Source organism: Streptomyces sp. NPDC043952, from assembly GCF_056435325.1.
On record NZ_JBWKES010000025.1, the window covers coordinates 35087 to 47732 of the forward strand.

At 74.2% G+C, this 12646-nt stretch carries 11 protein-coding genes; 8 read left to right on the plus strand and 3 right to left on the minus strand.

The window, feature by feature from the left end; genetic code table 11:
• The first annotated feature begins 41 nt into the window (after window positions 1-41).
• Window positions 42-1703, plus strand: a complete 1662-nt coding sequence (locus tag AC069R_RS24830) for an acyl-CoA dehydrogenase family protein (RefSeq protein ID WP_478769017.1) — start codon at window positions 42-44, stop codon at window positions 1701-1703.
• Between the two features lie 166 nt (window positions 1704-1869).
• On the opposite strand, the gene AC069R_RS24835 is transcribed toward AC069R_RS24830, so the two are convergent.
• Window positions 1870-2451 (minus strand): Rv1733c family protein, encoded by a 582-nt coding sequence (locus AC069R_RS24835; protein ID WP_478769018.1) that lies wholly within the window; start codon window positions 2449-2451, stop codon window positions 1870-1872.
• Between the two features lie 281 nt (window positions 2452-2732).
• On the opposite strand from AC069R_RS24835, the gene AC069R_RS24840 reads away from it, so the two are divergent.
• The 4 genes from AC069R_RS24840 to AC069R_RS24855 all read left to right on the plus strand — a co-directional run bounded on the left by AC069R_RS24840 (window position 2733) and on the right by AC069R_RS24855 (window position 6613).
• A complete protein-coding gene (locus AC069R_RS24840; protein WP_478769019.1) occupies window positions 2733-3821 on the plus strand; it encodes a WD40/YVTN/BNR-like repeat-containing protein in 1089 nt (362 codons plus the stop codon).
• A 136-nt stretch (window positions 3822-3957) separates the two neighbouring features.
• On the plus strand, window positions 3958-4635 hold the full coding sequence (locus tag AC069R_RS24845; protein ID WP_478769020.1) for a uracil-DNA glycosylase: 678 nt from the start codon (window positions 3958-3960) through the stop codon (window positions 4633-4635).
• Window positions 4632-5675, plus strand: a complete 1044-nt coding sequence (locus tag AC069R_RS24850; protein ID WP_478769021.1) for an N-acetylglucosamine kinase — start codon at window positions 4632-4634, stop codon at window positions 5673-5675. The genes AC069R_RS24845 and AC069R_RS24850 overlap by 4 nt, the downstream gene beginning before the upstream one ends.
• Before the next feature lie 11 nt (window positions 5676-5686).
• Window positions 5687-6613, plus strand: coding sequence for a sirohydrochlorin chelatase (locus AC069R_RS24855; protein WP_478769022.1), 927 nt, complete (start codon window positions 5687-5689; stop codon window positions 6611-6613).
• Between the two features lie 100 nt (window positions 6614-6713).
• On the opposite strand, the gene AC069R_RS24860 is transcribed toward AC069R_RS24855, so the two are convergent.
• Together AC069R_RS24860 and AC069R_RS24865 are read right to left on the minus strand one after the other, a co-directional pair.
• On the minus strand, window positions 6714-7754 hold the full coding sequence (locus AC069R_RS24860) for a lactonase family protein (RefSeq protein WP_478769023.1): 1041 nt from the start codon (window positions 7752-7754) through the stop codon (window positions 6714-6716).
• Window positions 7755-8125: 371 nt separating this feature from the next.
• The gene (locus AC069R_RS24865) at window positions 8126-9619 is read right to left on the minus strand and encodes an FUSC family protein (RefSeq protein WP_478769054.1); all 1494 of its coding nucleotides are present in this window, start codon (window positions 9617-9619) and stop codon (window positions 8126-8128) included.
• Between the two features lie 248 nt (window positions 9620-9867).
• On the opposite strand from AC069R_RS24865, the gene AC069R_RS24870 reads away from it, so the two are divergent.
• The 3 genes from AC069R_RS24870 to AC069R_RS24880 all read left to right on the plus strand — a co-directional run bounded on the left by AC069R_RS24870 (window position 9868) and on the right by AC069R_RS24880 (window position 12643).
• Complete coding sequence (locus tag AC069R_RS24870) at window positions 9868-10344, plus strand: Lrp/AsnC family transcriptional regulator (protein ID WP_397987546.1); 477 nt, start codon at window positions 9868-9870, stop codon at window positions 10342-10344.
• A gap of 19 nt (window positions 10345-10363) precedes the next feature.
• On the plus strand, window positions 10364-11056 hold the full coding sequence (locus AC069R_RS24875) for an HAD family hydrolase (protein WP_478769024.1): 693 nt from the start codon (window positions 10364-10366) through the stop codon (window positions 11054-11056).
• A gap of 111 nt (window positions 11057-11167) precedes the next feature.
• Window positions 11168-12643, plus strand: coding sequence for an MFS transporter (locus AC069R_RS24880; protein ID WP_478769025.1), 1476 nt, complete (start codon window positions 11168-11170; stop codon window positions 12641-12643).
• The last annotated feature ends 3 nt before the right edge of the window (window positions 12644-12646 follow it).

The following is a 12646-nucleotide window of genomic DNA, read 5'->3' on the forward strand; positions in this document are numbered from 1 at the left end:
CACTATTGCTACAGCCGCAGGGAAAGTGCAACATGACGCGTATGGCTTCCACGCTGACAGAGACGCAGACGCCGGTCGCGACCCACGACGTCACCAACCAGCCCCCGCCCCTCGCCCCCTACGACTCCTCCGACGACACCGCCCTCCTGGAGGGCCTGCGGCGCGAGGGCGCCGGCTGGGCCGAGGAGGAGATCCGGCGGCTCGGCGTCCGCGCCGGCAGCGTCCGGGCGCAGGAGTGGGCCGAGCAGGCGAACGCGCACGAGCCGGTGCTGCGCACCCATGACCGCTACGGCAACCGCGTCGACGAGGTGGAGTTCCACCCCAGTTGGCACCATCTGATGCGGGCGGCGGTCGAGGCGGGCCTCGCCGGTTCGGCCTGGGCGGACGAGCGGCCCGGCGCCCATGTGGCCCGTACCGCCGGCGGGTTGGTGTGGGGGCACACCGAGGCGGGGCACGGCTGCCCGGCGTCGATGACGTACGCCGCCGTACCCGCCCTGCGCGCGGAGCCCGAACTGGCCAAGGTCTACGAGCCGTTGCTCACCAGCCGGGAGTACGAGCCCGGACTGCGGGTGCCGACCGGGAAGCCCGGACTGATCGCCGGGATGGGCATGACCGAGAAGCAGGGCGGCTCGGACGTGCGGACGAACACCACGACGGCCACGCCCACCGGCGAGCCGGGCGTCTACACCCTGCGCGGGCACAAGTGGTTCACGTCGGCGCCCATGTCCGACGTCTTCCTCGTCCTGGCCCAGGCCCCCGGCGGGCTGTCCTGCTTCCTGGTGCCGCGGGTGCTGCCGGACGGCACTCGCAACACCTTCCGCATCCAGCGTCTGAAGAACAAGCTGGGCAACCGTTCCAACGCCTCCTCCGAGCCGGAGTTCGACCGGACCGTCGCCTGGCTGGTGGGGCCCGAGGGGCGGGGTGTGAAGACGATCATCGAGATGGTCAACTGCACGCGTCTGGACTGTGTGATGGCCACCGCGACGCTGATGCGCAAGACGCTGGTCGAGGCCGGCCATCACGCCCGCCACCGCAGCGCGTTCGGTGCCCGGCTGCTCGAACAGCCGCTGATGCGGAACGTGTTGGCGGACCTCGCGCTGGAGTCGGAGGCGGCGACCACCCTCACGCTGCGGCTGGCCGGGGCCGCGGACCGCGCGGTGCGCGGGGACGCCGGGGAGTACGCCTTGCGGCGGATCGCCACGGCCGTCGGCAAGTACTGGGTCACCAAGCGGGGGCCCGCGTTCACCGCCGAGGCCCTGGAGTGCCTGGGCGGCAACGGGTACGTGGAGGACTCCGGCATGCCCCGGCACTACCGGGAGGCCCCGCTGCTGTCCATCTGGGAGGGCTCGGGCAACGTCAACGCGCTGGACGTGCTGCGCGCCCTCGGCCGTGAACCGGGCGCCGCCGACGCCCTGTTCGGCGAACTCGCCCTCGCCCAAGGCGCGGACGCCCGCCTGGACTCCGCCGTGGCCGCCCTCAAGACCGAGCTGCCGGGCGCGGATCAGCTCGGGGCCCGGCGCCTGGTCGAGCGCATGGCCCTCGCCCTCCAGGCGTCCCTCCTGGTCCGCCACGCCCCGCACCCGGTCGCGGACGCCTTCTGCGCCACCCGCCTGGCCGGCGACTGGGGCCACTCCTTCGGGACGCTGCCCTCCGGAACGGACCTGACCGCCATCCTGGACCGCGCCCTGCCCGACCGCGGCTGAACCCGGCGGACCCGCCCGGTCCTCTCCGTGCGCCAACGTGACTCGCCTCTCGCCGGCCACCGTGCCCGAGTCGTTCTCGCCCGGACAGGTCCACGTTGTCCAACTTCCCTCCCCCGACGCCCCTTTGGCTCCCGCGTTCCGCAACTCTCCTTCGCCGAACGGCCACTCACACCATGCGTCCCCACTGCGGCCCCAGCCGGGCCCATTCCGTGTCCCAGGCGGCCATCCGGCGGCGCTCAAGCCGGGCGCGCAGCAGTGATCCGCCGGTGAAGGGGACGAGCGCGGCGCCGAGCCCCGCCAGGGCTCCGATGAGGTCGGCCCGGAAGGCTGCCTGGCCGGGTGTGACGGGGCTGCCGACGAGATGGCCCCGCGCGTCGGTCCACACGGTGACCCTGGTGCCGGCGCCGCCGCCGGGCACCGCCCGCACCCGGCCGGTGTGCACGGAACCGTCGGCCACCCTCCAGCGCACCTCGGCCCAGCCCCGGTCGCCGCCGCGTACGTGCCGGTGCCCGGCCGACGCCTCCGGGACCCCGGCGACGACATGGGCGACGACCGGACGCCAGTCGGCGCGCTCGCGGGCCAGCCCCTGCGCCACCGACCGGGCGGCCATGAGCCCGGCGAGCACCCCGGCCAGCAACGTCAGCAGCCAGACGCCGAGCACCACCCAGCCCTCCACCACGTCCGCCCGCCGCCTGAGCGGATTGCGCCGCCACCGCCACAGCCACACCTTCGGACCCCGGAACGCCATCAAGGGCATCCTCCTCGCGACCGCAAAGACCGGCCGGACCGCCCTCCCCGCGGGGAGGGATCGTTCCGTTGCTCACGACAAGCCGTCCCCGACGTTCGCACGAGAGGGCCGCCTCGCGCAGGCGCATCGGGGAACACACCCCTCCGATCCCCGCCGAAAGCCGACGACACCCCCGCTGAGCTGGGGCGATGACCGCTCCAGGGGAGACTGTCAGTGGTGGGGTGCACACTGGCCGATATCTGACGGCAACCCTGGGCAATGGCGCCCCGGAGGTGATCGGCATGACCGAGGTACTGCTGGCGGTGGGCACCCGCAAGGGCCTGTTCATCGGACGGCGGCGGGGACAGGGCCCGTGGGAGTTCGACGAGAACCCGCACTTCAACGCGCAGGCGGTGTACTCGGTCGCGATCGACGTCCGCGGACCGCGGCCGCGGCTGCTCGCGGGCGGCGACAGCGCGCACTGGGGCCCGTCGGTGTTCCACTCCGACGACCTGGGCCGCACCTGGACCGAGCCGCCCCGGCCGGCCGTCCGGTTCCCCAAGGACACCGGGGCTTCCCTGGAGCGCGTCTGGCAGCTGCACCCGGCCGCCGCCGAGCCCGACGTGGTGTACGCGGGCACGGAACCGGCCGCGCTGTACCGCTCGGTGGACCGCGGCGAGAGCTTCGAGCTGGTGCGACCGCTGTGGGAGCACCCCACCCGCTCCCGCTGGGTGCCGGGCGGCGGCGGTGAGGGGCTGCACACGGTGCTCACGGACGCGCGTGACAAGGCGGCGCTGACCGTGGCCGTCTCCACCGCCGGGGTGTTCCGCACCACCGACGGCGGGGCGAGCTGGGCGCCGTCCAACTCCGGGGTGGCCGCGGTGTTCCTGCCGGACCCGAACCCGGAGTTCGGCCAGTGCGTGCACAAGGTCGCCCGTGACGCGGCCGTGCCGGACCGGCTGTACCTCCAGAACCACTGGGGGGTGTACCGCAGCGACGACGCGGGCGCGCACTGGAGCGACATCGGCGCGGACCTGCCGTCCACCTTCGGCTTCGCGGTCGCCGCCCACCCGCGCCGCGGTGACACGGCGTACGTCTTCCCGATCACCGCGGACATCGACCGGGTGCCCGCCGACCGCCGCTGCCGGGTCTTCCGCACCGCCGACGCGGGCAAGTCCTGGGAGCCCCTGTCCCGTGGCCTGCCGGCCGGGGACCACTACGGCACGGTGCTGCGGGACGCCCTGTGCACCGACGACGCGGACCCGGCGGGCGTGTACTTCGGCAATCGCAACGGAGAGGTGTTCGCCTCGGCGGACGCCGGCGACAGCTGGCGGCAGGTGGCCGCGCATCTGCCGGACGTGCTGTGCGTGCGTGCCGCGGTCGTGAGCTGACAGACGGAACGGAAAAAAAAGGGGGGCGACGAGTGCAGGGAAAACAGGGTTCCGGGGGGCCGGGGGCGCGGGGCGTCCGGCCGGGTTCGGGCCGCCGGTTGATCACCGGCGGCCGTACGGCAGTAGGGTGACGTCCGTGGCACCACGACCCTTGCATGAAATCGTCGAAGCGGGCTGGGCGAAGGCCCTGGAACCCGTGGCCGGACGGATCGCCGAGATGGGCGACTTCCTGCGCGCGGAGATCGCCGCGGGACGCACGTACCTCCCGGCCGGAAGCAACGTCCTGCGCGCCTTCCAGCAACCCTTCGACGAGGTAAGGGTCCTGATCGTCGGTCAGGACCCCTATCCGACTCCGGGGCACGCGGTGGGCCTGTCGTTCTCGGTCGCCCCCGAGGTACGGCCGCTGCCGCCGAGTCTGATCAACATCTACCGCGAGCTGACCACCGACCTGGGGCTGCCCCAGCCGTCCAACGGCGACCTCACCCCCTGGACCGAGCAGGGCGTCCTGCTGCTCAACAGGGCGCTGACCACCGCACCGCGCAGTCCGGGCGCCCATCGCGGCAAGGGCTGGGAGGAGGTCACCGAGCAGGCGATCCGGGCGCTCGCGGCGCGCGGCAAGCCGCTGGTGTCCATCCTGTGGGGCCGTGACGCGCGCAATCTGCGCCCGCTGCTGGGGAGCCTGCCGGCGGTGGAGTCCGCGCATCCCTCGCCGATGTCGGCCGACCGCGGGTTCTTCGGCTCGCGCCCCTTCAGCCGGGCCAACGACCTGCTGATCCAGCAGGGCGGACAGCCCGTGGACTGGCGCCTGCCATGACCGCCGCCGGGTATCTCGCCGTGGACTCGGGCGGTTCCGGCCTCCGGGTCGCCGTCGGCGTGCCGGGGCGGGCGCCCTCGGCACAGCGGGAGACCCGGGAACCGGTCCGCACCGGCGCGCAGGGCATCGACCCGGCCCACCTGATGTCCCAACTCACCCCGCTGGCCAGGGAATTGACGGCACAGGCGGGGGTGGACGAGCTGGGCACGGCCGTCGTCGGCGCCGCCGGTTTCGCCACCCTGGGCGACGCCCTGCGCGCCGAACTGCCGGACGCCCTCGCCCGCGAACTGGGCGTACGACGGGTCGCGCTCGCCGCCGACGCCGTCACCGCGTACGCCGGGGCCCTCGGTTCCCGGCCGGGCGCGGTGCTCGCCGCGGGCACCGGGCTGATCGCGATCGGCACCGATCTCGCCGGCTGGCGGCGGGCCGACGGCTGGGGGCATCTGCTGGGCGACTGCGGCGGCGGCGCGTGGATCGGCCGGGCGGGTCTGGAGGCGGCGCTGCGGGCCCACGACGGCCGCGAGGGCGGCTCGGGCGCGCTGCTGAAGTGCGCGCGGGAGCAGTTCGGGCCGGTACGCCAACTGCCGGGCCGGCTCTATCCGCGGACCGACCGGGCCGCCGTACTCGCCTCGTTCGCGCCCCGCGTGGCCGATTGTGCCGCGGACGACCCCGTCGCGGCGGACATCCTGCGGGCGGCGGCACGGCACCTGGCCGACTCCGCCGCGGCCGTGTGCCCGGCGGACGGGGCGCCCGAAGTGGCGCTCACCGGTGGCCTGTCCAGGATGGGCGATCCGCTGCTCGTGCCGCTGCGCGAGGAGTTGGCGCGCAGGCTGCCGCACGCCCGTCAGGTGCCGCCCGAGGGCGACCCGTTGCACGGCGCGGTGCGGATCGCGGCCGAGGTAGCGGCCGGGCGGCTCACGCTGCCGGGTGATCCGACGATGCTGCACGTCACAGCCGCCACCCGTAAGCGAGCAGACAAAACCGGACGGATACCGCTCACCTGTACCCTCCCCGAACAGGACCATCCGGGAAACCAGTAACATGCGGCGCCATGAGCTCCTCCACTGGACCCGAGTCCGGCCTCCCAGTACGAATGCCGCGACCCCGCCAGCCCGGACGGCACCGCCGGCCCGAACCGCTGGTGGCTCCCGAGGGCGCGCCCGCGCTCGTCCTCGCGGTGCCCGGTGTGCCCAGCGCTGCCACGCGTGGCCTCGCCGAGGAGGTCGTGAGCATCGCCCGTTCCGAGCTGCCCGGCCTGGACGCCCGGATCGGCTACCTGGACGGTGACGACGCCGAGTTCCCCTCCCTGCGGGGGGTGCTGGCGCACACCGCCGAGGAGCGCACGGCCCGTTACGAGCAGGCTCTCGCCGCCGGTGTCGAGGGCCTGCGGGAGCCCGACGGCCCGGTCGCCGTGGTGGTACCGCTGCTGGCCGGTCCGGACAGCGCGCTGCTGCGGCAGATCCGCCAGTCGGTGAACGACAGCCGGGTCGCGGCCGAGCTGACCGATGTCCTCGGCCCGCACCCGCTGCTCGCCGAGGCGCTGCACGTACGGCTGTCCGAGGCGGGTCTGGCCCGTGCCGACCGCGCCCGGCTGTTCACCGTGGCCACGGCCGCCGACGGCATCGTCCTGGCCTCCGTGGGCGGCGAGGAGGCCGTGCAGGCGGCCGGGATCACCGGCATGCTGCTGGCCGCGCGCCTGGCCGTGCCGGTGATGGCGGCGGCCCTGGACCAGGAGGGTTCCATCTCCTCGATCGCCGAGCAGCTGCGTTCCGCCGGCTCGCAGCAGCTGGCGCTCGCGCCGTACCTGGTCGGCCCGGAGATCGACGCGACGCTGCTGGCGGCTGCGGCCGAGGAGGCGGGCTGCTCGATGGCCGAGCCGCTGGGCGCCTACCCGGCGATCGGCAAACTGGCCCTCGCCAAGTACACGACGGCCCTGGGGATCGCGCCGCAGCAGGCGCAGGGTGCCCCGGTCCGCTGACCGCACCCGGATCGTACGAGCAGGGCCCGCTTCCCTCGGGGGGCGGGCCCTGCGGCTTGCCTGACGAGGCGTCGCGGCCGGATCAGGTCTCGCGCGCCGCTCAGCCGAAGACGACGCAGGAGGCCGCGGCGACCTGCACCGAGCCGTCGTAGCGCGGCATGCCCGTGGCCTCGTCCACGGCGAACCAGCTGACGTCGCCGGAGCGCTCGTTGGCCACGTACAGGAAGCCGTCGCGCTCGGTCAGGGCGCGGGGCCAGTGGCCGCCGCAGGGCACGGTGCCGAGCGGCCTGAGGCCGTCGCCCTCGACGGCGAGCACCGACAGGATGTCCTCGCCGCGGGTCGCGGTCCACACGAAGCGGCCGTCGGGGGCGACCACGATGCCCGAGGGGTAGGCGTCGCCGACCGGGGCGCCCGGCAGCAGCGGGACCTCGGTGAGCGGTTTCAGGGAGCCGGCCGAGGCGTCCCAGCGGCACACGGTCACCGTCGGGGTGAGTTCGTTGACGACGTAGGCGCGCTCGCCGTCGGGGTGGAAGGCCAGGTGGCGGGGCCCGGAGCCGGGGCGCAGGGCGCACTCGCGGTGCAGGGCCGGGGCGCCGGCCTCCAGGGTGCAGACCCGCACCGAGTCGGTGCCGAGGTCGACGCTCACCGCCCAGCGGCCGCTCGGGTCCGGCTGTACCTGGTGGGCGTGCGGGCCGCGCTGCCGGCGGTCGTGCGGCCCGGAGCCGGTGTGCTGGAGCCGGCCGGAGGGTTTCGCGGCGAGGGTGCCGTCCGGGCGCAGCGGTACGGCGGTGACGCTGCCGCAGCCGTAGTTGGCGGTGAGCACGTGCCCGGCGTACAGGCTCAGGTGGGTGGGGCCGCTGCCGTCCACGGGCACGGGCGGTCCGGCGAGTTCCGGACGGCCGCCGTCGACACGGAAGGCGGCGACGACGCCCTCGGCGGTCTCGCCGACCGCGTAGAGGGTGCCGCCGTCCGGGGAGAGGGCCAGGTAGGAGGGGTCCGGTACGTCGTTGACGGCGGCGACGAGGGTGAGGGCGCCGCCCTGTGCCTCGACCTCCGCGGTCACCAGCCCCGGTCCGCCCGCCGCCGTGAACGAGCCGATGAACGCCCGCCGTCCGCCCGACCTGCCATCACCCTGCGCCACCGCTGTCCCCTCTCGGTCGAGCCCGTCACGCGCCGACGGTAGCAGCCGACCCACTTCGGTCTAGACCAAGGGGACGGCGTGGGGCGGGAGTTCTTCACTCCGGTGCGGCATCCTCCGGAGACGACCGGCCGAGACACATCGGCTTCTCGACCGACGGAACGGCAGTTCCCCAGGGGCACGAGGACGAGACACATCAGCTTCTCGACCAACGGGACGGCAGTTCCTCAGGGGCACGAGGAACTGCGCGACCAGCCACGACGTACCCGCACCCGCAGGTCTCCCACCAGCCGTCCCTCTCTCACCAGCTCCCCCTTCCCACCAACCTCCCCGCACCACACGCCCTCGAAAGACACCTCACGCCCCCGAAGACGTCACGCCCCCACCAGCCTCGACCCCGCCGCCCCCCGCAGCGGCTCCGCGAGCGCGGCCAGCGCGTGCTCAAGGCCATGCAAATGGGCCAGCGCCGGCGACGCCGGAGCCTCCGCCGCGGCCGCCGCCGGCTCCGCGGAGCCCCCCGTCAGCGCCTCGACCGCCCTCTCCACCCGACCGCACGCCGCCGCGAGCCGCGCATCGTGCGACGCCTCCGGATCCGCCGCGACGGCGACCAGGCCGCGGATCTCGCGCGCGCAGTCGTCGAGCAGCGCCAGCACCCGACGGGCCCGCAGCTTGCGCGCGGCCGAGGGGTTCAGCGGATGCACCAGCGGCGCCACGGACAGCCGTACCCGGCCGAGCAACTGCTCCAGCTCGGCCACGCGCGGCGCGGGATCGGCCGTCGGCGAGCCCCCGAGCCGCGCCGCCGCCTCCGCCGTGCAGGCGTGCACGCACCGCAGGGCCCGCTGGATCCACGCGTCCGTCGTGGCGTGTGTGGTCACCGGCAGCAGGAACAGCACCGCGAGCGCCGCCCCGAGCGCCCCCACCGCGGTCTCCCCGAGCCGCAGCGCCAGCAGTCCGGGCGTGAGGACGCCGAGCAGGCCGTACAGGAGCTCGGCGAGGACCGTCACCCAGAGCATCATCCAGGTGTAGGACACGGCGGCGGAGTAGAAGATCCCGAAGACGGCGACCGCGAGCAGCACGGCCGTCGGCACCGGCGCGCCGTGCAGGGGAACGGCCACGAGGAAGCCCAGGCCGACGCCGATGAGCGTGCCGAGGACCCGGCGGAAGCCCCGTACCAGGGTCTCGCCGCGCGAGGTGGTGTTGACGAAGACCCACCACGTGGCGCCGACCGCCCAGTACCACCGCTGGCCGGACACCAGCTCTCCCACGACCAGCGCGAAGCTCCCGCCCGCCATCGCCTGGACCGCCTGGCGCGTGGTCACGCGGGCCAGCCCGGCGCCCGCGGACAGGGGTGCGGGGGCGGTGGCCGGGGGCAGCCGGCGCTCGTAGCACCACACCCCGAAGCGGACCGCGGCCGCGCCGAGCACCGACAGCAGCACGGCGGCGGACAGCTCGGGCAGCCGGTCGGGGGTGGCGTGCAGGAACTGGGCGGCGAAGAACATCATGAAGGCGAACACGCCGAGGCTGTGCCCGCGCGGCCCCCAGCGGCGGGCGTAGACCCCGGCGCCGACGACGGCGAGGAAGGCGAGGTCCCGCGCCACCGGGTACGGGTGCAGCACGGCCGCGGCGCCGAGCACCGGCAGGCCCACGGCCGGCAGCAGCGCGGTGGTGACCGCCTGCCCGCGCACGGTGGGGTCGGCGACGGTGAACAGCGCGAGCAGCGCGGCGAGACCGCCGGTGACCGCGCCGACGACGGAGTGTCCGACGAGCAGGCAGACCACCACGGCGAGCCCGATGCCGAGGACGGCCCGAGACGCCCAGCGCAGTCGCGCCCGACCCGGGTCCGGAGCCACGAACATCTTCTTCAGCACTGCTGTCCTCCCCATGGACACCTTGGAAGACCAAGGAAGACCGGAAAACAAAAGGCGCCGCGGGGATCCGCAGCGCCATCGACATGTCTATAAGAGCATCCCCGGCGGCAGTGGCTCAAGCGATGCCGGTTCCAGTGGGCCAATGGTCCACCACAAGGCCCCGTACCGGAGTTCGCGCGACACCAACGGCGCAGGTCGAGCGGGTCGGGGTCCGGACAAGTACCGGGCCATTGGTACAGTCGTCCATCATGGCCGTGGACGAGCTCGACACCCGCATCCTGCGGCTGCTCCTGGAGCAGCCGCGCACCAGCGTGCGCGAGTACGCCCGCATCCTCGGCATCGCCCGCGGCACGCTCCAGGCCCGCCTCGACCGCATGGAGCGGGACGGCGTGATCACCGGTACGGGCCCGACCCTCTCCCCCGCCGCGCTGGACCACCCGGTGCTGGCGTTCGTGCACATCGAGGTCACCCAGGGCCATCTGGACGACGTGGGGGACGCGCTGGCGGCGGTACCGGAGATCGTGGAGGCGTTCTCGATCACGGGCGGCGGGGATCTGCTCGCCCGCGTGGCGGCCCGGCACAACGCCCATCTGGAGGACGTCATCCAGAAGCTGATCAGCCTGCCGGGCGTGGTGCGCACCCGCACCGAGGTGGCGCTGCGCGAACGCGTCGCCTACCGGCTGGGCCCCCTGGTGGAGTCGGTGGGCCGCGCCGCCCGCGCCTGATCCCGGCATGCTGGAGCGCATGAGCGATCTCGGCGCCCTCGCGGTCGTCTTCGATCTCGACGGAACGCTGGTGGACAGCGAGCCGAACTACTACGAGGCCAGCCGCCAGGCCCTGGCCGAGTACGGCGTTTCGGACTACAGCTGGGCGGACCACGCAAGCTACGTCGGTGTCAGCACTCGGGACACGGTCCTGCTCTGGCGGGAGCGCTACGGGCTGCGCGCCCCGGCCGCGGAACTGCTGGCCGCGACGGACCGGCGCTATCTGGAGCTGGCCCGCGCCCACACGCGCGTGTATCCCGAGATGCGCGCGCTGCTGGAGCTGCTGGCCGCCGACGGCGTACCGACCGCGGTGGCCTCGGGCTCCTCCCCGGAGGCCATGGACGCGGTCCTGACCGGCACCGGCCTGCGGAACCTCGTCTGCGTGGTGGTCTCGTCGGCCGACGTCCCGCGCGGCAAGCCGGCGCCGGACACGTTCCTGGAGGCCGCCCGGCGGCTGGGCGCCGAGCCGCGCGACTGCGTGGTCCTGGAGGACGCCGCGGCGGGTGCGGCGGCCGCCCACGCGGCGGGGATGCGCTGTATCGCCGTACCGTATGTCGCCGAACAAGCCGACGATCCGGGCTTCCGTACGGCGAGCCTGCTGCTGCGCGGCGGGCAGCAGGAGTTCACGGCGCGCTCGGCGTACGCGTGGCTCCGGGGGACGGGCTCCAGCTGAGCCACCGCGCACAGGATGCGCCCTATGCCGCCTTATACCAGGACAAACACCGACGCGCCGGATGTTCCTCTCTTCCGCGCTCAGGGCCCGGCCGCTGCTTAGCGTGGCCCCATGACCATGGACACGGCCCGGCCGGCCGACGACCGGCGCCGCTGGCAGGCGCTCTGGGTCTGTCTGACGGCGGGCTTCATGACGCTGCTCGACAGCTCGATCGTGAACGTCGCCCTCCCCTCGATGGAACGCGGCCTCGGCGCCGACACGGCCGCCCTGTCCTGGGTCGTCTCGGGCTACGCGCTCACCTTCGGGCTCGCCCTCGTGCCCGCCGGCCGGCTCGGGGACCTGCGCGGGCGGCGGACGGTCTTCCTGTACGGGCTCGCCCTGTTCACGCTGGCCTCGGCGGCGTGCGGGCTGGCCTCCGACGCCGGCTGGCTGGTGTTCTTCCGGCTGTCGCAGGGCGTGGCCGCGGGCATCCTGGCGCCGCAGACCACGGGGCTGATCCAGCAGATGTTCCGCGGCACCGAGCGGGCGCGGGCATTCGGCATGCTGGGCAGCGTCGTCGGGCTGTCCACGGCGATCGGCCCGCCCGCCGGCGGACTGCTGATCCATCTGTTCGGCACCGACGACGGCTGGCGCTGGGTGTTCTACGTCAACCTGCCGATCGGCGTCGCCGCCTTCTGCGCGGCACTGCGGCTGCTGCCCCGCACCCCGCCCGCGACCGGCAAGCGGGAGAACATCGACCTGACCGGAGTGCTGCTCCTCGGTACGGGCGTGCTGGCACTGATGCTGCCCCTGGTGCAGGAGCAGCAGTGGACGGGCCGGCTGAAGTGGGCGCTGCTGCCGGTGGCCGTGCTGCTGCTGGCGGGGTTCTGGGCGTGGGAGCGGTGGCAGAGCTGGTGGGGGCAGGCGCCGCTGCTGGACCTGCGGCTGTTCGCACAGCGGTCCTTCTCGCTCGGGGTGCTGCTGAATCTGGTCTACTTCGCGGGTTTCACCACGCTTTTCTTCGTCTACACGCTGTTCCTCCAGAACGGCGTCGGCTACACCGCGCTCGCGGCCGGGTTCTCCTCCCTGCCGTTCGCCTGCGGTTCGGCGATCGGCGCGAGCGTGAGCGGCCGGCTCGTCGTACGGCACGGGCGCAAGCTGGTGGTCGCCGGTCTGGCGGTGGTGGCGCTGGGCCTGCTCGCGGTGATCGCGACGGTGCAGCTGGTGCCGGGGCAGGGCGTGGCCTGGGCGGCGGCCGTGCCCCTGCTGATCGCGGGCCTCGGCTCGGGCGTCACCATCTCCCCCAACACCACGCTCACCCTGGCGACCGTGCCCGTGCAGCGGGCGGGGGCGGCGGGCGGGGTGCTGGTGACCGCCCAGCGCATCGGCTCCGCCGCCGGGATCGCGGCCGTGGGCGCCGTGTACTTCGCCCATCTGGCCAACCACGGCAGCCCGGCGACCGCGCTCCAGCTGGGCCTGCTGACGGCCGTGGGCATCATCGCCCTCGCCCTGGTCCTCGCGGTGGCCGACCTGCGGGTACGGCAGACGGAGCCGGTGGGCGCGGCGCGCGGGGCGGCACGGCCGGAGGAACACGATCGGGCTGTTTGAGAG

Excerpts from the sequence above, each read along its gene's own strand:
- AC069R_RS24830 (WP_478769017.1), top strand. The coding sequence starts at position 42 with ATGGCTTCCACGCTGACAGAGACGCAGACGCCGGTCGCGACCCACGAC.
- AC069R_RS24840 (WP_478769019.1), top strand. The coding sequence starts at position 2,733 with ATGACCGAGGTACTGCTGGCGGTGGGCACCCGCAAGGGCCTGTTCATC.
- AC069R_RS24855 (WP_478769022.1), top strand. The coding sequence starts at position 5,687 with ATGAGCTCCTCCACTGGACCCGAGTCCGGCCTCCCAGTACGAATGCCG.
- AC069R_RS24870 (WP_397987546.1), top strand. The coding sequence starts at position 9,868 with ATGGCCGTGGACGAGCTCGACACCCGCATCCTGCGGCTGCTCCTGGAG.
- AC069R_RS24875 (WP_478769024.1), top strand. The coding sequence starts at position 10,364 with ATGAGCGATCTCGGCGCCCTCGCGGTCGTCTTCGATCTCGACGGAACG.
- AC069R_RS24880 (WP_478769025.1), top strand. The coding sequence starts at position 11,168 with ATGACCATGGACACGGCCCGGCCGGCCGACGACCGGCGCCGCTGGCAG.
- AC069R_RS24850 (WP_478769021.1), top strand. The coding sequence starts at position 4,632 with ATGACCGCCGCCGGGTATCTCGCCGTGGACTCGGGCGGTTCCGGCCTC.
- AC069R_RS24835 (WP_478769018.1), bottom strand. The coding sequence starts at position 2,451 with ATGGCGTTCCGGGGTCCGAAGGTGTGGCTGTGGCGGTGGCGGCGCAAT.